The organism is Mesorhizobium sp. LNHC229A00, assembly GCF_000502415.1.
Classification (GTDB): Bacteria; Pseudomonadota; Alphaproteobacteria; order Rhizobiales; family Rhizobiaceae; genus Mesorhizobium.
This window is the reverse complement of the sequence record NZ_AYWQ01000003.1, coordinates 463,564-483,028: the sequence shown is the minus strand read 5'-3', so window position 1 is coordinate 483,028 and position 19,465 is coordinate 463,564. Positions and strand designations below refer to the sequence as shown.

28 protein-coding genes and 1 pseudogene are annotated in these 19,465 nt (G+C 61.4%); 20 read left to right on the top strand and 9 right to left on the bottom strand.

Annotated elements, in window-relative coordinates; translation table 11 throughout:
- Positions 1-13 precede the first annotated feature (13 nt).
- The 3 genes from X742_RS1000000175240 to X742_RS160455 form a co-directional block, all read right to left on the bottom strand.
- Complete coding sequence (locus X742_RS1000000175240) at positions 14-253, bottom strand: hypothetical protein (protein ID WP_023771261.1); 240 nt, start codon at positions 251-253, stop codon at positions 14-16.
- Between the two features lie 132 nt (positions 254-385).
- Positions 386-1,555, bottom strand: coding sequence for a zinc-dependent alcohol dehydrogenase (locus X742_RS160450; RefSeq protein ID WP_023771260.1), 1,170 nt, complete (start codon positions 1,553-1,555; stop codon positions 386-388).
- A 123-nt stretch (positions 1,556-1,678) separates the two neighbouring features.
- Positions 1,679-2,464 (bottom strand): SDR family NAD(P)-dependent oxidoreductase, encoded by a 786-nt coding sequence (locus tag X742_RS160455; RefSeq protein WP_031247761.1) that lies wholly within the window; start codon positions 2,462-2,464, stop codon positions 1,679-1,681.
- A 353-nt stretch (positions 2,465-2,817) separates the two neighbouring features.
- Here X742_RS160455 and X742_RS160460 point away from each other — a divergent pair, with 353 nt between their 5' ends.
- The 4 genes from X742_RS160460 (at position 2,818) to X742_RS160475 (ending at position 4,404) form a co-directional block, all read left to right on the top strand.
- Positions 2,818-3,084, top strand: a complete 267-nt coding sequence (locus X742_RS160460) for a hypothetical protein (protein ID WP_023771258.1) — start codon at positions 2,818-2,820, stop codon at positions 3,082-3,084.
- Entirely contained in the window at positions 3,081-3,305 is a 225-nt protein-coding gene (locus X742_RS160465) for a hypothetical protein (RefSeq protein WP_023771257.1), read from the top strand. The genes X742_RS160460 and X742_RS160465 overlap by 4 nt, the downstream gene beginning before the upstream one ends.
- 394 nt (positions 3,306-3,699) lie before the next feature.
- Positions 3,700-3,918: a hypothetical protein gene (locus tag X742_RS160470; protein ID WP_023771256.1), complete on the top strand. Its 219-nt coding sequence runs from the start codon at positions 3,700-3,702 to the stop codon at positions 3,916-3,918.
- A 258-nt stretch (positions 3,919-4,176) separates the two neighbouring features.
- A complete protein-coding gene (locus X742_RS160475) occupies positions 4,177-4,404 on the top strand; it encodes a hypothetical protein (protein ID WP_023771255.1) in 228 nt (75 codons plus the stop codon).
- 1 nt (position 4,405) lies between these two features.
- Here the strand turns inward: X742_RS160475 and X742_RS1000000176475 are convergent, their stop codons facing one another.
- Complete coding sequence (locus X742_RS1000000176475) at positions 4,406-4,540, bottom strand: hypothetical protein (protein WP_023771254.1); 135 nt, start codon at positions 4,538-4,540, stop codon at positions 4,406-4,408.
- 417 nt (positions 4,541-4,957) lie between these two features.
- Between X742_RS1000000176475 and X742_RS160480 the strand changes: the two genes are divergently transcribed.
- The 4 genes from X742_RS160480 to X742_RS160495 are packed head-to-tail and all read left to right on the top strand — an operon-like array spanning position 4,958 to position 7,246.
- A complete protein-coding gene (locus X742_RS160480; RefSeq protein WP_245275507.1) occupies positions 4,958-5,260 on the top strand; it encodes a hypothetical protein in 303 nt (100 codons plus the stop codon).
- Positions 5,257-6,477: a divalent metal cation transporter gene (locus tag X742_RS160485; protein WP_023771252.1), complete on the top strand. Its 1,221-nt coding sequence runs from the start codon at positions 5,257-5,259 to the stop codon at positions 6,475-6,477. Before X742_RS160480 ends, X742_RS160485 begins: the two co-directional genes overlap by 4 nt.
- Entirely contained in the window at positions 6,477-6,836 is a 360-nt protein-coding gene (locus X742_RS160490; RefSeq protein WP_015319130.1) for a hypothetical protein, read from the top strand. Before X742_RS160485 ends, X742_RS160490 begins: the two co-directional genes overlap by 1 nt.
- A 2-nt stretch (positions 6,837-6,838) precedes the next feature.
- Positions 6,839-7,246, top strand: a complete 408-nt coding sequence (locus tag X742_RS160495; protein ID WP_245275506.1) for a hypothetical protein — start codon at positions 6,839-6,841, stop codon at positions 7,244-7,246.
- A 35-nt stretch (positions 7,247-7,281) separates the two neighbouring features.
- Here X742_RS160495 and X742_RS1000000175560 read toward each other — a convergent pair whose 3' ends face one another.
- Both X742_RS1000000175560 and X742_RS160505 read right to left on the bottom strand, forming a co-directional pair.
- Complete coding sequence (locus tag X742_RS1000000175560) at positions 7,282-7,599, bottom strand: hypothetical protein (RefSeq protein WP_023771250.1); 318 nt, start codon at positions 7,597-7,599, stop codon at positions 7,282-7,284.
- Positions 7,600-7,669: 70 nt separating this feature from the next.
- On the bottom strand, positions 7,670-7,924 hold the full coding sequence (locus tag X742_RS160505; protein ID WP_023771249.1) for a DUF982 domain-containing protein: 255 nt from the start codon (positions 7,922-7,924) through the stop codon (positions 7,670-7,672).
- A 251-nt stretch (positions 7,925-8,175) separates the two neighbouring features.
- On the opposite strand from X742_RS160505, the gene X742_RS160510 reads away from it, so the two are divergent.
- The 5 genes from X742_RS160510 to X742_RS160530 all read left to right on the top strand — a co-directional run bounded on the left by X742_RS160510 (position 8,176) and on the right by X742_RS160530 (position 12,027).
- A complete protein-coding gene (locus X742_RS160510) occupies positions 8,176-8,919 on the top strand; it encodes a DUF4142 domain-containing protein (protein ID WP_023771248.1) in 744 nt (247 codons plus the stop codon).
- A gap of 21 nt (positions 8,920-8,940) precedes the next feature.
- On the top strand, positions 8,941-9,543 hold the full coding sequence (locus tag X742_RS160515) for a general stress protein (RefSeq protein ID WP_023771247.1): 603 nt from the start codon (positions 8,941-8,943) through the stop codon (positions 9,541-9,543).
- 289 nt (positions 9,544-9,832) lie between these two features.
- The gene (locus X742_RS160520; protein ID WP_023771246.1) at positions 9,833-10,642 is read left to right on the top strand and encodes a nucleotidyltransferase family protein; all 810 of its coding nucleotides are present in this window, start codon (positions 9,833-9,835) and stop codon (positions 10,640-10,642) included.
- A complete protein-coding gene (locus X742_RS160525) occupies positions 10,635-11,384 on the top strand; it encodes a metallophosphoesterase (RefSeq protein ID WP_023771245.1) in 750 nt (249 codons plus the stop codon). The genes X742_RS160520 and X742_RS160525 overlap by 8 nt, the downstream gene beginning before the upstream one ends.
- Positions 11,385-11,595: 211 nt before the next feature.
- Complete coding sequence (locus X742_RS160530) at positions 11,596-12,027, top strand: hypothetical protein (RefSeq protein WP_023771244.1); 432 nt, start codon at positions 11,596-11,598, stop codon at positions 12,025-12,027.
- 58 nt (positions 12,028-12,085) lie between these two features.
- Here X742_RS160530 and X742_RS1000000174745 read toward each other — a convergent pair whose 3' ends face one another.
- The 3 genes from X742_RS1000000174745 to X742_RS160540 all read right to left on the bottom strand — a co-directional run bounded on the left by X742_RS1000000174745 (position 12,086) and on the right by X742_RS160540 (position 13,863).
- Positions 12,086-12,250, bottom strand: coding sequence for a hypothetical protein (locus X742_RS1000000174745; protein ID WP_023771243.1), 165 nt, complete (start codon positions 12,248-12,250; stop codon positions 12,086-12,088).
- A 142-nt stretch (positions 12,251-12,392) separates the two neighbouring features.
- The gene (locus tag X742_RS160535) at positions 12,393-12,698 is read right to left on the bottom strand and encodes a hypothetical protein (protein ID WP_156939357.1); all 306 of its coding nucleotides are present in this window, start codon (positions 12,696-12,698) and stop codon (positions 12,393-12,395) included.
- Between the two features lie 94 nt (positions 12,699-12,792).
- Positions 12,793-13,863: a YihY/virulence factor BrkB family protein gene (locus X742_RS160540; RefSeq protein WP_023771241.1), complete on the bottom strand. Its 1,071-nt coding sequence runs from the start codon at positions 13,861-13,863 to the stop codon at positions 12,793-12,795.
- 149 nt (positions 13,864-14,012) lie between these two features.
- Here X742_RS160540 and X742_RS160545 point away from each other — a divergent pair, with 149 nt between their 5' ends.
- The 7 genes and pseudogenes from X742_RS160545 (at position 14,013) to X742_RS160565 (ending at position 19,377) form a co-directional block, all read left to right on the top strand.
- Positions 14,013-14,372 (top strand): DUF768 domain-containing protein, encoded by a 360-nt coding sequence (locus X742_RS160545; protein WP_023771240.1) that lies wholly within the window; start codon positions 14,013-14,015, stop codon positions 14,370-14,372.
- Positions 14,369-14,551 (top strand): immunogenic protein (bcsp31-1), encoded by a 183-nt coding sequence (locus X742_RS160550; RefSeq protein ID WP_023771239.1) that lies wholly within the window; start codon positions 14,369-14,371, stop codon positions 14,549-14,551. The genes X742_RS160545 and X742_RS160550 overlap by 4 nt, the downstream gene beginning before the upstream one ends.
- Positions 14,552-14,764: 213 nt before the next feature.
- The gene (locus X742_RS160555; RefSeq protein ID WP_023771238.1) at positions 14,765-15,175 is read left to right on the top strand and encodes a DUF427 domain-containing protein; all 411 of its coding nucleotides are present in this window, start codon (positions 14,765-14,767) and stop codon (positions 15,173-15,175) included.
- A 271-nt stretch (positions 15,176-15,446) separates the two neighbouring features.
- A complete protein-coding gene (locus X742_RS160560) occupies positions 15,447-16,067 on the top strand; it encodes a (2Fe-2S)-binding protein (protein WP_023771237.1) in 621 nt (206 codons plus the stop codon).
- Between the two features lies 1 nt (position 16,068).
- Positions 16,069-16,740 carry an FAD binding domain-containing protein gene (locus tag X742_RS0136395; RefSeq protein ID WP_245275505.1) on the top strand — a complete coding sequence of 224 codons (672 nt, stop codon included), beginning with the start codon at positions 16,069-16,071 and terminating at the stop codon, positions 16,738-16,740.
- Positions 16,736-17,095: pseudogene (locus X742_RS1000000172210) on the top strand (mechanosensitive ion channel family protein); the annotation flags it as partial. The gene X742_RS0136395 and the pseudogene X742_RS1000000172210, both read left to right, overlap by 5 nt.
- A gap of 2 nt (positions 17,096-17,097) precedes the next feature.
- Positions 17,098-19,377, top strand: coding sequence for a xanthine dehydrogenase family protein molybdopterin-binding subunit (locus X742_RS160565; RefSeq protein WP_023771236.1), 2,280 nt, complete (start codon positions 17,098-17,100; stop codon positions 19,375-19,377).
- Positions 19,378-19,465: the final 88 nt, after the last annotated feature.

Genomic DNA, 19,465 nt, shown 5'->3' with positions numbered 1-19,465 from the left:
CAGCCCGTCGCGATCAATCCAGCGGCTTGTCGGTGGGCCGGGGCGTGGTGCTCGCCTGGCGCGGCCGACCGGCATTTCGGTTGGCGACCGGATTGTCCAATGGAACGCTCGACGGACGCGACGCGCCCGAGGTCCTTGGCGTCAGCGGTTTTGCACCGGCATCCGTGTCGCTGGCATCCCTCCTTGGGTGCGGCAGGCCCTCGGCGTTCGGTGACCGGACGGCGGGTTTCGAGGCAGAATCTTCCTTGGCCATGATGGTTCCTTTCCTTGCACGAAACGATCTCAATCATCGGCAAGATTGAAAGTTCCGCGACCGCGACGGCACCGACGCCGTCAACGGGAGGGCACGAGCGAAGACGAAACGGTTCTCGTGCCGATGAACGGCTCACCCATGCGGCCGCATGACCACCTTGATGCAGCCGTCCTGCTTGTCGCGAAACGTCTTGTAGAGATCAGGCCCGGCTTCGAGGCCGGCCCTGTGCGTGATCACGAAGGACGGGTCGATCTCGCCGGTCTGGACCTTGGCCAAAAGCGGTTCGAGATACCGTTGCGTATGGGTCTGGCCCATACGGAACGTCAGGCCTTTGTTCATCGCGGCGCCAAAGGGGATATGATCGACGAGGCCGATATACACGCCGGGGATCGAAATGGTGCCGCCCTTGCGGCAACAGTAGATTGCTTCGCGCAGCACATGTGGCCTGTCGGTGCCGAGGAAGGCAGCCGCCTTGACCTTGTCGAGCATGGAGTCGGCACTGGCGCCGGCGTCGGCTTCGGTGCCCACGCAATCGATACAGCGATCCGGCCCGCGGCCATCGGTCATCGCCATCAGGGCGTCGTAGATATTTGAATTGCTGAAATCGAGTGTCTCGGCCTTGCCATGCTCGCGAGCCATGGCCANAACCTTGTCGATCGCGATTACGCGACCGGCGCCGAGCATCCATGCGCTCTGGATGGCGAACTGGCCGACCGGACCGCAGCCCCAGATCGCGACCGTGTCGCCGGGCTCGATGCCGGCGTTCTCCGCTGCCATGTAGCCGGTCGGAAAGATGTCGGAAAGAAACAGCACCTGCTCGTCATCCATGCCTTCCGGCACCTTGATCGGGCCGACATCGGCGAATGGAACGCGCAGATATTCGGCCTGGCCGCCCCAATAGCCGCCGACCAGATGCGAATAGCCGAACAGGCCGGCCGGCGATTGTCCCATCACCTCCGCCGCTTGCTTGGCATTGGGATTGGACCGATCGCAAAGCGAGAACAGCCCCTTCTGGCAAAACCAGCACTCGCCGCACGAAATGTTGAACGGCACCACGATGCGGTCGCCCTTCTTGAACTTGGAATGGCCACGGCCGACCTCCACGACCTCTCCCATGGTCTCGTGTCCAAGCACGTCGCCCGATTCCATGGTCGGCATGTAGCCGTCCATCAGATGCAGGTCCGAGCCGCAAATGGCGCAGCAGGTGACCTTGATGATGACGTCACGGTCATCCTCGATGGACGGATCCTGCACCTGATCGCAGCGTATATCGCCTTTGCCGTGCCATGTGAGGGCTTTCATCGTGTTGCTCCTGCGTTGACTATTTTGAGGTGTCGGCAAATTCATCGTTCAGCCGAAGTGGGCTGCCACCGACGATTATCTTGCGATACTCATAAAGGGCCTGCGTTCGCGGACAGGAAGAGATCAGTCTCTGGACGCCGAACCCGGCTCGGCCATTTTGCGGTGCTGTTCGGCCAGCGTGCCTGCCGGGGTGATATGCGCGGCGGCGACCTGCAACTTGTTCGTCCAGCCGCTGATCACTTGTTCCTCTCCCGCCATCATCGCCTCATAGCCGGTTTTGGCGACGTCGGCCGGATTGTCCTTCTCATCGGTGCCGACCTTTGTATCCATCATTTCTGCGCGTTCGAAGAACCGCGTCTGCGTCGCCCCGGGCATCAGCACCGTGACTGTGACGCCGGTGTCCTGCATCTCATGGCGCAGTGCGATCGAGAAGGAATCGATGAACGCCTTGGTGCCGTTGTAGACCGCCTGGAAAGTGCCGGGCATGAAGCCGGCAATCGACCCGGTGAACAGAATTCGGCCACGGCCGCGGCGTGCCATCCTGGCGCCGAGTTCATGCGCGAGGTAGACCGTGCCGGTAATGTTGGTGTCGATGACCCGGCGAACTTTCTGCCAATCCTGGTCGAGAAAGCCGTCGCCGAGTCCGCGTCCGGCGTTCAGGAACAGAAGGTCGATGTCGCGATCGCCGATCTGCATGATGAGTTGATCGACGCCCTCGACGGATGCCAGATCTGCCTCGATGGCTTCAACAGTCACATTATGCGAAGCCAGAGCCTCGGCCGCCTGTTGGACCGCGGGCTCGTCGGCGGCTATGATCAGGTTATAGCCGTCCTTGGCGCATAGTTTGGCAAGTTCCTTGCCGATGCCGCTCGATGCGCCCGTCACCACGGCCAGCTTTGCATTGGTCATCATGTCCTCCGAAAACCGTTCTGGCCGAACCAGCGGGGTCCCTGATTGTTCCGCGTGGACCAGATCGAAATGCTGGCTGCCGGAGGACCATGCCAGTCGACTCCCTTGGCGCGTTCAGGCGCGAACGACTCGGGGACGGCGAAGTGGAACAACTGAGGTCGATCCATGTTCGGTGTCGTGCGGCGTCGTCGCTCCCCTAGTTTGACGCCGCGCGATCGGGTTCCCCTCAGCCTGATCAGCCCGCGCGCTCCCCTGCCGGGAGGCGCGGGCTTTCTCACCAGCTTGGCGGTCATGTCTTGAGTTCATCTGGGAACAACCCACACACTCGGCAGTTCGGCCGCAGGAGAAACGAAATGCGATATGCCGATGAAATCGCGCTCAGGCGCGTGAAGATGCTGGTCGAACAATATGTATCCGCCAGAAGCAGGAGATATGATTTCGTCTCGACCGAGCTGGCGTGCAAGGCCATTCGTCAGGTGGTTCGCAGCCCCATCGACGATAGCGAGCTGGATCATTTGCTGGCTAAAAGTGCCGTCAAACAAGGGCTTTCCATCCGGTTCGACCGGATAGGATCCTTGCAGGCTGCTTCACCCGAACTCATCCAGGAAAAGTCAGTATGAAAGCGATGTGGTTGATTTGGTCGGCGTCGGCGTTGCTCGTTTTGGCGGCGTGCAACAACAATGCCGACCCGGTCAAATCCAAGACGGATACGATGAACAGCCAGCCGGTCGACAAGAATCCAACCACGGATACCAATCCGACACCGCAGTCCAGTACCGGCGGGGACCAGCAAGGCACGCAGCCGAGGCAACCGGCATTACCGAAGCCGTCTGGTGGTTAGGGGCAGCGTTGTTGCTTGTCGGGTTGTAACGCCGGCGAGAGTCGTAAGTCGCGCATGAGCCGACAGCAAAGCGACGCCGCGTCTGGTTTCGACAGATCGGCAACGGCAGATTTCATGACGCTCTTGCGAATGCGAATTTCAAACCTCGCGCTTCTTGACCTTCCGGAGCCCGCGNCGGCAGATTTCATGACGCTCTTGCGAATGCGAATTTCAAACCTCGCGCCTCCTTGACCTTCCGGAGCCCGCGAAGCGCGCGGCGCTGGCGCGACCCGGCCGCGCTCGATCCCTTAAGTTGCCACGCTGCTGGGGCGACGGCCGGTGCCCGGCCTCGGTGCCACCTGGCTGTGGAACTATTTTCGTCATTGGCTGTTCGGCAGGCTAAGGGAGCCGCAGGATGGAACGACGCAACGCACTACTCTCGCTGGTGATAGCCGGGGTCATAATTGTCGGTTTCCTGATCGGCTTTCTCTACGTCGATATGGGGTGGCGCACCTCGCCCCTGAAACGAGCGCCTGAACAGAACCAGGGCGGCAACGCTCCGGCCGACACCTCACCGGCCGCGGGAGTCAAGAAAGACCCCAAGGAAAATACCGAGATGCCCGCGCAGCAGTGATTCACCGCTCGCCAACAGCCGCAACTTGGTCAACAGTCCCGCCGTCTTTCATATCACAGCCGAGGGCGTTGTCTGTCATCCACCGTGTTGTGTCTGACGCTTCTTCTGCTCTCGGTCTGGTTGGCCGCTGGTTTTTCCCACTGGCTCTGGCTCGCGCTTCGCATATCGAACCGACGACAGGAGCTTGCGTGCTTCTCGGAACATCTCCGCTGGACTGACCTTTATCAGGATGGAGAGCAAAAGCTATGGAGCTTGGTGATGGGTATACTTTCCGATCTGGACAAGAAGCTGACGGACAACATGTATGAACATGGCAGCGAGCTCACCGACGCAGTTGCGGACCTGCCGCGGCCCGTCGTTGAAACCGTCGACCAGCTGATGGTTTTCATTCAGCCCGAAGCGCGCGAGACAGTGAGAAAACAGGTTCTTGGCCTGGTCCACGAATACAGGATCGAGAACCCTACAGACCCAACAGAGCAGGATTGAACTAGCCGTTCTGGTCGATCGCGTGGGGCGCGGGCTGGCTGCCGCCATCATTGCTCGGTCTATGGCTGCCGAACCACAACCAAGCCGCAATGACGACGACTGCCACGATGGCTATCCAGACTATCAGACGAGGCATTGCGGAATCCTCTGTGCCAGCAGCCCATCACGTCGACGATCAGGACGGGTCGCCACTTTCCCCCCTGTTCCAATCCCACAATCGATGCTTTGTTCCGCTTGAATTGGTTCTGTCGTGGCCTGCGGGCCACTGTCGCTGGTCCTCATGTCCCGCGGTCGGCGCCTGTCCGAGCGGTGGCGTTTGATTGACGGGCAAACCGGGCGCTCTAGATCAATTCACGCCGACCGCGACTTCCATCGGCTCGGGGAGACCAGTCTCGTGGCGCATAAAACGCCGGCTTTGACCTTTAGTGGCCCTTATCCCAGGCTGAGTTGTTTGTGCGTGCTGTTGCTCACGGGCGTCTTGGCGGGATGCTCGTCTTCCGACCAGATCAAGCAGCAATCACAAACGGTGGCCTCCGCGGCACAGACCGTATCGATGGTGCTCGATGCCTGGATGGATGGGGCGGCGCCGTTCGCATACACATCCGGCACGCTGCGGTCGACCGGCAAGACCCTGGCCGACGCCGAGGCACAAATCCGATCGGCCGGGACGGCCGAATCCGCCGAGCAATCTGCTTTGGCGGCAGCGGTCAAGGATCTGTCGGCCGCGGTGGCTCGCGCCGAGGCGGGATTGCAGGCGGACAGTCGAGCGGAGGTCCAAAACGCAAGGCAGGATCTGCGGCAGGGCTCGCGCACGCTTGCCACCGCCTATGCCAGATATTTCGCGCCGAAGCCATGAAGAAGCTCGTGGAAATATCGCTCGGCGTGGTTACCAGCGTTGGCGGCTTCCTCGAAGTCGGATCGATGGCGACGGCGGCCCAAGCGGGCGCAACCTTCGGTTTCCAGTTGATCTGGGCCGTGGTCCTCGGCACCATCTGCATCATCTTTCTGGTGGAAATGGCCGGCCGGTTCGCCGCGGTGAGCCATCACACGATCTGCGACGGCATTCGCGAGAGATTTGGTTTCAACGTCTTTGTGTGGCCGTTGCTTGCCACCTTGCTGCTCAGTCTCATGGTGCTCTCCGCCGAGATCGGCGGCGTTGCCATCGCACTCGAACTTGCCTCGGGCATAGGCTTCCAGTGGTGGGCTCTGCCGGTGGCTTTTCTGGCATGGCTGCTGCTCTGGAAAGGCACGTTCGGTTTCATCGAGAAAGGCGTGTCGATGCTGGGCCTGGTGACGTTGTGTTTCGTGGTCGCGGCCGTGATGCTGAAACCCGATTGGACGGCGGTCGCGGCTGGCGCGGTGCCTTCGCTGCCAGCCCACGATACCGCCAATTACTGGTTCATGGCGGTCAGCATTCTCGGCGCCTCGATATCGCCCTACCTGTTCATGTTCTATTCCTCGGGGGCTATCGAGGACCAGTGGGACAAGAGCTATCTCGGCGCCAATCGGGCCATAGCGGGACTGGGGATGACCTTCGGCGGCACCATTTCGATCGGCGTGTTGATCGTGGCCGCTCTCGTGCTGGCGACGCACGGCATCAACCAGGTCGACGACTATCACCAAATGCCGTTGATGCTGATCCCGGTATTCGGCTTCTGGGGTTTCATCCTGTTCGTAGCCTCTCTCGCCATTGCCTGCTTTGGCGCTGCACTCGAAGTCGCGCTGCAACAGGCTTACCTCGTGGCGCAAGGTTTCGGCTGGACCTGGGGCGAGGACCGCAAGCCGCGCGACGATCCAGGCTTCAGCGCCGTGTATACGGTATCCCTGTTGCTTGCGGCCCTCCCGATCATGCTTGGTGTCGATCCGTTGAGGCTCACCATATTTTCCATGGCGCTGACGGCAGCCAGCCTGCCGTTGACGGTGGTTCCATTCCTGTTTCTGTTGAACGACGAACGCTACGTCGGCGAGCATCGCAACGGCATTCTCTCGAATGCCGCGGTCATCTTCATCATCGCGCTCGGCTTTGTGCTGGCCGTGGTGACGATCCCGCTGCAGATATTCGGAGGCACCTGATGGAGTTGCTGCGTGATCTCCTGGACAAGCAGGTGGTCGACCGCCGCCAGGTCAAAATCGGCAAGGTCGACGGGTTGGTGGCCGAATTGCGCCAGGGCAAGCCCCCAAGGATCGTCGCGATCGAACTCGGCTCCATCACTTTGGCGCGTCGCCTTGGCACATGGCCGGGACGATGGATGGCGCAACTCGCGGCAAAGCTGGGTGGTAAGCGCCATGGCGAGCCGCATCGGATCGCCTGGCACAAGGTGAAGGATATCGGCGTCGACATCGAGTTCGATATCGATGTGCGTCGGACGACGATCTTCGCCTGGCAGGACTGGTTGCGCGATCATGTCATCGGACGCATTCCGGGAGCTTGATGATGACCATCGTCAATCTCGAACATCTGGCTGGGCGACGCGTGCTTTCGCAGCGGGGCAAGAGCATCGGCTATATCGAGGAAATCCGCGCCGAACCNCATCTGGCTGGGCGACGCGTGCTTTCGCAGCGGGGCAAGAGCATCGGCTATATCGAGGAAATCCGCGCCGAACCGGATGGCGACGATTTCGTCGTTACCGAATTCCATGTCGGCGTCTACGCTGCTTTCGAGCGTCTTTCGGCCTCGGCCATAGGCGTGGCCGTGCTCGATCTTTTTGGGCTCCGCCGTCGCGGTGGCCTATACCGCATCCCCTGGGACAAGCTCGACATCTCTAATCCTGCGCGGCCGCGCCTGCTGTGCCCGATGACCGAACTTCCCGGTATGAAGAGCGCACCCGATCTTCCCGAATAGGCCGTCGCCGCGCTTCCTCGCAGACCTTGTCACCGTCACCGTAGCATGCTCGCCGCCAGAAAAACCGCGGCCGCTACCAAAACGACGGCTGCAACGACCAACAGCGGCCAGTTGCTGCGAGGCCGCGGTTCCGGCTCGCCTTCGACCGGCCGCATCGCGTTGGCGAAGCTCGCTTCATTTTCGAATTTCGGCCGGCGGGAACGTGGCGGCTCTGTTGGGGGCGGATTTTGTGTGTCCGCCGCCTCGGCATCGGTCTCCATCGGAGCAACGGCAGGATCGAAGCCCGGCGTTTTGTCCTGCGTCTCTCCCGACTGGATCTCGCCTCTGGCAGAGACCGGTGTAGGAATTGACATCTTGGCACTGACCTCTCGTTCGAACCAGGCTCTACCAAATCAGCGGCTGCGGTGCACATGGGCCCAAGGGCTAAATTTGATCGCCGAGCAGAATCCTGGCGTCCTTGGCCGCGACGATGAACGCCTGCCGTGCAACCCTTGGAGGCTTTTCGCCACGCATGACCGCAAGGCAGGCCTTGATGGCCGCAAGACGCCTTTCCGAGGTCGGCTTCGGCCAGTCCCGCAGCAGCACTTCGGCGGCATCGGACACAGAGACCACAACCCTGTCGCGGTCTATGCGGCCAGGTTGAATGACGATCGGCTTTCTGAAATGGCCTGTGCGCACCCGCCCCTCCAAGACCTTCCCCTGTTGCTCCACGAAGCCCTTCCGCGGACGGCCTCTAACGCCGCGACGGTCGATTTGTTCCAGTGCACCTGGCGTTGGAATTTGGAATAAACGACGCCTGAGCCACTCGTCTCCACCATGGTTTTCTGGCTCTGCCGGGGTCTGGTGCATGGGGCTTGGAGAGCGGAACAAAGCGCATCTTGGCTTGTTAGGACGCAGCGCAAATTCGCTCACTGACAAGGACAAAGCCAATGAAAACACGACACCTTCTCGCATCCCTCGCGGTTGCTTCCACGGTTCTCGCAATGCCTGCCTTCGCGGCCGACAGCGCCCAGGATTTTGTCGACAGGGCTGCCGTCGGCGGCAAGTTTGAAGTGGACTCGAGTCAGATTGCCTTGGGCAAGGCCCAGGACCAGCGCGTCAAGGATTTTGCCCAGATGATGATCCGGGACCACGGCGCCGCCAACACCAAGCTGCAAGCGGTCGCCGGTGAACAAAAACTGAAGGTGCCCTCAGCGCTCGATGCTCAGCATCAGGGCGATCTGGATAAGCTCAAGAACGGGCAGGGGCCGATTGATCCGGCCTATGTCGACGCGCAGCGCAAGGCGCATGACGAAGCCGTCAAGCTGTTCGAGGATTATGCAAGCGGGGGTGACAACGCCGCGCTCAAGACTTTTGCCCAGCAAACGGTCGGCACGCTGAAGATGCACCAGCAGGCGATCGAAAAGATCGCCGCCGGGCAAGATTCCATTACGGGAGCGACAACGCCGGCGGTGAAGACCGACAACACTGCCAACGCCGCCGCTCTTGTCCCCGGCGCAAACAGCTTCACCGAATCCCAGGCCAAGAGCCGGATCGAGAATGCGGGATATTCGAACGTATCGAAGCTGACCAAGGACGATCAGGGCATCTGGCGTGGCCAAGCGGCCAAGGGAGGCGAAAACCTAAACGTCGGGCTCGACTACCAGGGCAACATCGTTGCCGCAAGCAAGTGAGCGTGGATCAGGAGAAATCACATGAAGACGGTAACTGGACTGTTCGACAATTATGACGACGCGGCCGATGCGGTCGGCGAGCTTGAGGCGACGGGAGTCCCACATTCCAATATCAGCATCGTCGCCAACAACTCGGATGACTGGTACGACACAAATCGTTCGGAGGCCGCTGAAGACGCTGGCAGCGGTGCCGGAATCGGAGCCGTGATCGGCGGCGCCGGGGGCTTGCTCACGGGACTGGGCGTCATGGCCATTCCGGGTGTTGGCCCGGTGGTCGCGGCCGGATGGCTCGCCGCCACCGCCGCCGGCGCGGTTGCCGGTGCCGTGGCTGGTGGAGCGGCCGGCGGCATCATCGGCGGTCTGACGGAGTCGGGTGTGCCCGAGCGCGATGCACACGTCTATGCGGAAGGTGTACGCCGCGGCGGTACCTTGGTGACGGCTAGGGTTGAGGACCAACTTGTGCCGAATGCCGAGGAGATTTTGGGGCAATCCCGATCGGTGGACCTGGCCGAACGCCGCAGATCGTACGAGGCCGATGGCTGGACCGGCTTCGATGCCAATGCTGGCGAATACGTGCCGGGCGAGATCGATCGCGACGGCGGACGCGCAATCAATCGACCCTGAAAGCGCTCACGTTCCTCTGACTGGCACGCAGCGACGAGATCGCGGAAATCGATCTTGCCGCGCTATGCCGGGGCGCTTTGCGGCGTTTAAGCACCATCGAACCCATCTCGAGGGTATCGGGTTGGGTTCGATCGCATTTGAGGCCATATTCCCTGCGGAATCTCAGCCGCTCAGAACGGATCGCTCCGTGACCAACCGGACACCCCGCCCGCAAGGAGGAACCATGGAGGGGTCGACGTTGTTGTCCCAGCGGCCGACTTGTCGGTTGGCGGGCTAGGAGCAATCATTGATGACCACGGATCGATCACGCGAAAACGTTCTGGTTTCGCTCCCGTTGATCAATGCAAAGGCGGCGCCGACCCTTAAGCACGCCGGGGCGGAAGTTTTCTACATGGAAGCGATCCGCGAACTCACCGCCACGGACATTCCCTTTCTGGTTGCTGGAACCTATGCGGTAAGCGCCTATACCGGCGTCACTCGCCAGACCAAGGATCTCGATATCTTCTGCAAGGCCGGTGACTACGCGCGGATCCTCGCCCATTTCAAGGAGCTTGGATATGCCGTCGAAATCGAGGACGACCGGTGGCTTGGCAAGGTGTTCAAGGGCAGGCATTTCTTCGACGTCATCTTCGGATCGGCCAACGGCATGATGCCTGTCGGCGATCGATGGCTGGAACATGCCCGACAGATCGAGTTGCTGGGCAGCCGTGTGCGGATCATCGGACCGACCGAACTCATCTGGTCCAAATGCTTCATTCAAGACAGGGGCCGGCACGACGGCGCCGATATCGCCCACACGATCCTCAAGGCACACGACCAGATAGATTGGCACCGGCTGCTTTCCTATCTGGAGGTTCATTGGGAGGTCCTGCTGATGCAGCTCATCAACTTCAGATGGATTTACCCAAGCGAGCGCGATCACATCCCGGCATGGCTCCTCGATGAACTGCTCGACCGCCTCGCAAAGCAACGGCAATTGCCGTCCCCCAGGATGAAGATCTGCCGCGGGCGGCTGCTGTCGCAATCCGACTACGAGATTGATGTCAAGGAATGGGGCTTCGCCGGCGTCGGAGGTGTGGGGGATTTTCGTGATGCCTGACCGCCTGGAGAACGTCGCGCCGAAGGATAGCGCACGGACACTTAAAGTTGCCGCCATGGGGGATCTGCATGTCAGGGAAGATCCCCGAACCTCGTATCGCGATCTCTTCGGCGAGATATCCAGGGAAGCCGAGATTCTCGTCCTGACGGGAGATCTCACCAATCTCGGCAAGCCTCGTGAGGCGGAGATGCTCGCCGAGGACCTGCGTAACTGCTCGATCCCGGTAGTGGCGGTGCTCGGCAATCACGACTACGAATCCGGCGCGGTGGACGACGTCGCAAACATCCTGCGCCAGGCGCATGTTCACCTTCTCGACGGCCATGCGGTCGAAATCGAGGAGGTCGGCTTCGTCGGCGTGAAAGGGTTCGTTGGCGGCTTCGGATCGCGCATGCTCGGCTCCTTCGGCGAACCCACGATCAAGGCGATGGTCTCGGAAAGTGTCAACGAGGCGATGCGCCTCGAAAACGCGATGCGCCAGGTACGGGCGAAGCGGACGCTCGTGGTCCTCCACTACGCGCCGATCGCTGAAACCGTCGAGGGTGAACCGCTGGAGATATTTCCGTTTCTTGGCTCTTCACGCCTTGCCGAGACGATCGATCGGTTCAAGGTCAGCGCGGTCGTGCACGGTCACGCGCATCGCGGCTCCTACGAAGGCCACACGCCTGGGGGCGCCAAGGTCTACAACGTCGCCATGCACGTGGCCAAACCGAACGGTCGCCCCTATGCCTTGCTGGAACTCTGACGCCACGGCATCGTGCGAGCATTCAGTTTGAAGGCTCCGCCAGGAAGTGGCGGCGCAGTAGTGCGAGCTGACCACGGTTGTTTGCCGGCGATATCATTTTGGAGTTCGTCGCCAGTGGCGAATTCGTCAAACCTCCGTCTTGTCGAAGCTCCGCCGGGCGATAATTCTTCAGAAGGCGTGGGTGCTTCTCCCTCTCAGACAGGAGCCGACCATGAAACATCAGACACTCGACCAGCTCCAAACCGTCGCCAGGATTGAGCCGCTGGCGCCGTTTTCGGTAATGACACGTAATGAACGCATCGCGCGTTGGGCTGAACTTCTCGAGCAAAATCCCGAACGATGCCTCGGTGCGCTAACCGGCACGGAACATTTGCGTCCCGAAGCACGCGCCATCGCACGTGGGGAAGGATCGGCACTCGCGGTTGCCTTCGAAGACCCGATCTTGCGTGCATCGGGTCTGGGGGACGACACATATGGCGAGGCAAAGCGCTTCTTCGAATTGAGCGACTGGCAACTCCACGACATTGTCTGTGATTGCCACGTCGGTGCCACCATGAAAGCACGATGGGCCGCGGCTCGGGTCCGTGCAACGATCAGCGGGAACAGGCTCTTTGCATTCTTGAGGCGGTGCTTGATGCGGTGAGACCAGCGGGAGGTCGTTGCATGTCCGCGACGACCTCCTACACCGCCCAATGCGCAAGCTATCGCCGATCGTCCTCGCGGTAGAGCTGGTCGGTAGCGCGGTCGCTTTCCCTGCGTTCAACCGGACCACGGTTACGGCGGGTTACCAGGACATAGGCGATCAGTATGATCAGCAGCGCTGGCCCGCCGGCGACAACGATTAGCCACATGATACCGTCAGACATTGGAAATCTCCTTTCCTCCACAACCGGCAAGGAGACGATCCGTTCCGCTTGGATCGCGGCGCTGACCGGCGATCGGTTCCCGTCATCCAGGGGGTCCAGACGCCCCGCTATTGCCACAGGCCGATCGCCACCACCGCCATGATCAGGTATCTTGGCTGGACGATGCGACATCGGGGTAGGGAAGATATTGGATCTGGCAAGCCAGCGAGCCGAGGGAAATTCCATCGGCTTCGGCAAGGAAGGTCGCCAGTTCGTTGTTTTGGCGGCCCGATTTTATGAAATCCGCGGTCACCGCCTCGGCGTCGCCTTTGATATTGGCCGCATCGACACCATGGCTTTCCCACAGTGCTCTATAGTGGCGGATCAAGGTCGAGTCATCGGCTGGAGAGCCCGCGCGAATAGTGTAGATCATGGCCTTGCAACGCCCACGGATCTGGGCCGTTCCCACGCCGACACAACGGGCCAATATTTGAGGCTCGACTGAGCGGGAGAGCCTTGGCGCTCGTGCGGGTGGCGATGGCGCAATCTACCTGAAAGTTCCGTCAGTCCGCAGTCTTGCCCAAAGTGTCGGCGACGACCGCGCCGCGCTCACCCATGGGAACCGCAGGGCCTGTGGTCGAGTCACAGGCTGTCTGATGTTCCATTTCCGCGTTGATGGCGGCGCCGGCGATCAGGATGATGACTGAAATCCATGTCCACATCATCAGGCCGACCACGGCACCGAGCGAGCCGTATGTCGCGTTATAGTTGGCAAAATGCTGGAGGTAGAACGAGAACAGCCACGACGCGATGATCCATGCCGCGGTTGCCGCAAGCGCTCCCCAGCTCAACCATCGCCATTTCGCATGTTCCCGACTTGGCCCGAAACGGTAGAGCAAGGAAATGCCGGTCAGGATCGACACCACCAGGATGGGCCATCGGGATACCGCAACCACGGTTTCTGTCCAGGCATCAAGGTAGAAAAAGCGCAACAGCGCCGGAACAACACCCACCGTAAGCAGCAGCACGATGCCGATGAGCAGGGCTCCGGCCGTGAACAGGATCGACATCAGATTGAGGACAAGGAACGAGCGTTTCTCACGCTCTTCGTAGGCGATGTTCATCGCGTCGAAGAGTGCCTTCATGCCGCTGTTGGCGCTCCAGAGGGCGATTGTCAGCCCAATGAAAAAGCCTGTGCCGAGAGCGCCTGCTTTCTGGCGGGCCAAGGCCTGCAGCTGATCGCGGATGAGATCGAGCCCACCCTGCGGTAACAATCCCTGGAGGTAAGCGACATCGTCGGCGACCGTGACCGGGTCCGCGACGAAGCCATAGATCGAGATGAAGGCCGCCAGGGCGGGAAACAAGGCGAGCAGGAGATAGAAGGTCGCGCCGGCAGCCACCAGCAGAACCCGGTCCTTGTTGAACTCTTCCCAAAGTCGCCAGAAGATGTCCTTCCACCCCAGCCCAGTGATTTGAGATGGCCATGTGGCGTCGCGCCCCCGGCTTCCTGGCTCCCGCCCTGCTGGGGCATTGCCGTCCTTGGTTGTCGAGGCCGCGCGGCTGGCTGCTTCCTCATCGATCAGCGAGGGCTGCTTGTCGTTCGGCGGAGAACCTCTTTGTGGTTTCAAAGCCATTACCGGGTTCGAGGACGTCCAAAGCGTGGCTGACAACGCGGGACAAAGACACCCGTTCCCGCCGTGCGGCCGATCATGATTTTCCTCCTTACCTGCATCTTTTGCGGCCGAGCGGCGTTTGAAATTGGTCAAGTGAACGGGTGTGTCCGATGAGAACGACAACCAGGGATAAGCTCAGGCGCGAAGCGGCGTTGTCCGAGGACGCCGACCTGATCGTCAATCGAACAGCCCACTTCATTGGGGATTGGATCGAAGAACATGTCGTTGACAAGTCTATCCCTATGTCCGGCATCGATGTCGCGGAGGAACTCGCAAGTCAGTGCGTGGCGGATGCGCAAGACGAGGGGATCGCGGCGCAGGACATCCAGGATGAGGTGGGCGATCTTACTGAATACATCGCGGAAACGATCGATGAAGGGAACGGCTCCCCCTTGGAAGGCGTGGCCACGGTGGCAACCAGAATCGCGGAACCTCGTTTGTCGAGTGTCAGCCCGAGGAGATGGCGATGACGAGGTTCCTGTCCTTTCTGGTCCTGGCAACGGGTCTTGCGCTCACCGCATGTGACAACAGCACCGAGCCGACGAAGGCCAACACCGACACCGTCACCAAGAACCCGCCGGTCGACCAGGACGCCAGACCGCAGTCGACGACCGGTGGCGATCAGCCAACTGCCCCGGCGACCAAATGAACCCGATTTCCTATTGCGATACGCCGCTGCTACTTGCGTGGCTGGCCTGAACGATGAGGCTCCGGTCATTTCCCCGGCGCGGCTAGGCTGATGACTGCACAAGCCAGGATTTACGGAGGGACCGGAACCTCAATCCACTGCTGCGCATTTCGACTTCACGCTTGGAAGACAAATGTCATCCAACCATCAAGACGCTGGCCAAGGAGAATTCAGATGCAAGGTTCAGAAGCGATTTCCAGGCGCCCTATCGGCGGCATGAGCATAGAACCATTCCTCGGCACGGTGACGGTCCGTTTCTCCGACGCGATAGTCGCCGCAAGCGACCGTGCGAAAATTCTTCGGGAGGAGGGCCATGAGCCGGTATTCTATATCCCGTTCGAGGATATCTATTTCGACCTCTTCGAGAAGACCAACACCACCAGCGAATGCCCGTTGAAGGGAACAGCGAGCTATTGGCGCGTTCATGCTGTCGGCGGCTCGGCCGATGACTTCATGTGGGCATATGAGACGCCGGACACCGCGGCCCTGGCGATCGCGCGTCATGGCGCCTTCGATCCGAAAAAGGCACGTATTGACGTCGATCCCAAGGAGGACAAGCGGCACACTCCACATGTCATGGAGTAGGATGCCGCCTCGACCTTCGTTCTTCTTGCTTGTCGCCATGCCGGCAAGTCGCCGCCGTCGGGATCAGCGGCAGCGGTGCGAGTCCGAGCCTTCCCCACATCGATCCACTCTCTAGAAGCCTCGTTGCGGCCGCTTCGATCGGTTTTAGCCGTGCCTCACCGACCCGCGGGAGCAAATCACCCTTTCGCGATCAGGCAGGGTTTTGTCGCGCTGCATTCGGAACAATGCCCGGAGTAAAAGGTTAGCGGCGAAACCAGTCAGGAGCGGAGCCATGTCCGAAACCCTCGTCTCAAAGCCAATTGGCCTCAGCCGGAGACGTTTCATGACGGGCACGGTTTCGGCCGCTGCGGTCGCACCGCTCCTGCCTCCTAAGGCCAAGGCGGATGAAGTGGCCGCGCCCCGTTCCAAGCTCCGGGAGCCGGTCGTCACCTCGCTTCGTATCAACAGGCAGGCTTACGAGCTTTCGCTCGACACTAGGACCAGCCTGCTCGACGCCTTGCGTGACCACGTTGGGCTGACCGGGACGAAAAAAGGCTGCGACCATGGGCAATGCGGCGCATGCACCGTGCTCGTCGACGGAAAACGGGTCCTCTCCTGCCTGAGCTTCGCGGTGATGATGCAGGGCAAGGATGTGACGACCGTGGAGGGGCTCGCCTCGCGCGACGGCGCCCTGCATCCGATGCAGCAGGCCTTTATCGACCATGACGCCTTCCAGTGCGGCTATTGCACGCCGGGCCAGGTTCTGTCGGCCATAGGCTGCGTCAACGAAGGCCACGCCGGTTCCGAGGCCGATATCCGGGAATATATGAGCGGCAACATCTGCCGGTGCGCTGCATACCCCAACATCGTGGCGGCGATCGTGCAGGCTCGCGACGAAACCGGGAGAGCCTGACATGCGTCCTTTCGTTCTCGAGCAACCGGCCAACATCCCGGCGGCTGTCGCCCTCGCTTCGAATTTTGCCGCGCCGGATCGGCCGCCGACCCAGTCAGACATGCAATTCATCGCTGGCGGCACCAATCTAGCCGACTACATGAAGCTCGACGTTGCCCAACCGAGCCGCCTCCTCGATCTCAATCGTCTCTCCGAGCCGGCGCTTCGGCAAATCCGCGTCACCGCCGAAGGGGTTCGTTTCGGGGCGCTGGTGCGGATGGGCGAGGCGGCTGACGATAAAGACGTCAGGCTTTATTATCCGGTCATTGCCGACAGCCTCAGGCTGGCAGCCAGCGGTCAACTCCGCAACATGGCCAGCCTTGCCGGCAACGTGCTGCAACGGACGCGGTGCGAGTATTTCAGGGAGATCTCATGGGCCTGCAACAAGCGCCAGCCGGGTTCGGGCTGCGCGGCAATGGACGGTTTCAATAGGCAACACGCGGTGCTGGGCGTCAGTGACGCCTGCATCGCCACCTATCATGGTGATTTCGCCCAGGCACTGATTGCCCTTGACGCCAACCTCCATGTCGAGGGTTCGCGTGGCGCGCGCGAAATCCGGTTCGCCGACCTGCATCGCTTGCCCGGCGATACCCCTCATGTCGAGACCGGTCTCGCTGCTGACGAGATNGCTTGAGATTGCGCGCGGCCATGCGCTGGTGCTGAAGAACCCGGAACCCTTCGTGCTGTTCACCAATTTCGGGCCGGCCGCACTCGAATTCGAGATCCGCGTGTTCCTGGCCGATGTGATGAACGGCAACAACGTTCGCGAGGCACGCATAGCACTTGGCGGCGTCGCCACGGTGCCGTGGCGGGCGAGGGAAGCGGAAGCGGTCCTGCACGGCAAGATACTGGATGAGGCAACGGCGCGGGCGGCCGCGGAGACGGCTTTCGCCGATGCCAGGCCGCGCGACCACAACGCGTTCAAGATCGAGCTTGGCAAAAGGACGCTGGTGCGGGTGCTCCTCGAAACCCGTGACATGAAGGTGTGATCATGAACGCAGCCGCTCCGCAGCCCAAGGAGAACATGGGTGCCCCGCTGCCGCGCATCGACGGGCGGCTGAAGGTGACCGGTCAGGCGACTTATCCGGCGGACCTCCCGGCGGCCAACGTCGCCTATGGCGCGCTGGCCACCAGCAGTATCGCCAGGGGCAGGGTGACGGCACTTCACCTGGACAATGCCCGAGCGGTGCCGGGCGTGCTCGACATCGTGACCTATGGCGACATGGACGCGGTGGACAAGCCGAAATTCGGCAACACCGCCGCCGCCTCGATCGCGCCCCTGCATGACCGGAAGGTCTTCCACGACGGGCAGATCATTGCCTTGGTGGTCGCCGAGACCTTCGAGGCGGCGGAGGAAGCTGCGCTGCTGATCCGCGCCGACTACGCCGAGGAGAAACCGAGTGCGGGCTTCGACAGCCCTGGAGCAACGACCGTTGCCGCCGCGGGCAAAAGCCCGATGTTCAAGGAAGACGTCAAGTCTGGCGATTTCGACGCCGCCTATGCCGCTGCTCCGGTCAGGATCGATGCACGCTATTCGACACCGACGCAGCACCACAACCCGATCGAACTGTTTTCGACGACGGCAATGTGGCAGGGCGATCAACTCACCATCCATGAGCCTTCCCAGAACGTCACCGGCTGGAAGGCCGAACTTGCCAGGCAGTTGAAGATCGATCCGGCAAAGGTGCGCATCGTCAGCCCATACATCGGCGGCGCATTCGGCTCGAAGGGGCCGATGACGGCCCGCACGGCGATCGTCGCGGTCGCTGCAAGGCGTCTCGGCCGGCCGGTGCGTTGCGTGGTCAGCCGCATGCAGGCGTTTGGTACCCAGACCTATCGCGCCGAGACCAGACACCGGATCCGAATGGGCGCCGACAAGGACGGCCGCATAACAGCTTTCGCGCATGAGGGCTGGGAGGTGACATCGCGACCCGATCCCTATGTGGTCGGGGGAACGTCGGCGACCGGCCGTATGTATGATTACGGCGCGGTGCTTACGCAGGTGTCGCTGGTCCAGGCGGACCGCAACACGCCCGGCTACATGCGTTCGCCTCCCGAAACGCCTTACGTCTATGCGCTGGAGAATGCCATGGACGAGATGGCGGTGGCGCTGGCCATGGACCCGGTGGAGTTCCGAAGGGTGAACGAGCCAAAAGCCGAACCGATCGGGAGAAAGCCGTTCTCGAGCCGCTCGCTGATGCAATGCTACGACCAGGCGGCGGACGCATTCGGCTGGGCGAAGCGGGACGCCAAGGTCGGATCGATGCACGACGGCGACTGGTTGATCGGCATGGGTTGCGCGACGGCGATCTATCCGACCTCATCGGCTCCCTGCGCTGCGCGCGTGTGGCTGACCGTCGACGGCGATGTACGTGTCCAGAGCGGCTCGCATGAAATCGGCACCGGGGTGCGCACGGTCGCCGGCCAGATGGCAGCAGAGCGCCTCGGTGTCGCCATGGACAGGGTCAGCGTCGAGATGGGCGACAGCACCTTGCCTCCGGCGCCCGTGTCGGGAGGGTCTATCTCCACCGCAAGCGTCTGTTCGGCGGTACTCAAGGCCTGCGACGCGATCAGGACGAAGCTGTTTGCCGCGGCGATCGGCGAAGGTGGTCCGCTTGCCGGCGCCCACAATGAGGAACTGGATATCCTCGATGGCAAAATCATTGCCAAGGGCGGCGCTTCGGCAAAGGTCGAGGACGTCTTGAAAACCCTGCGGGTGGGGGCGATCGAGGAGTATGCCGAGTATGCGCCCAAGGGGGCGAGCCCCGAAGCGCTCAAGAAGCTCTATGCCGGCCAGCCGGAGTTTCACGGCGGCGAGCAGGACGAGGATTCGGTGAAATATGCATTCGGCGCGGAATTCGTCGAAGTTCGCATCAATCGCCTTACCAGGGAAATCCGCGTGCCGCGCATTGTCGGGGCCTTTGCCGCCGGCCGCATCATGAACACGCGCACGGCGCGCAGCCAACTGATGGGCGGAATGATCTGGGGCATCGGCCAGGCGCTGCATGAGGCGACCGAGGTAGACAGCCGCTATGCGCGATACGTCAATCGAGATCTGCAGGACTACCTCGTGCCGGTCAACGCCGACATCAAGGATCTCCAAGTGATCCTGGTTCCGGAGATTGACCGAGAGGTCAATCCGGCAGGCGTGAAGGGCCTCGGAGAACTGGGCAATGTCGGCACGGCGGCCGCCGTTGCGAGCGCGGTATACCATGCGACTGGCAAACGAATCCGCGATCTTCCCATCAGGATCGAGCAGCTTATCGCCTGATCGGGCTTACCCATGGGCGGTCTGATTCACGAATTATTACGTGAGGGAACGTCCGGGCCGCCAGCGTCTTTCGTCCCGTAGGCGGGTG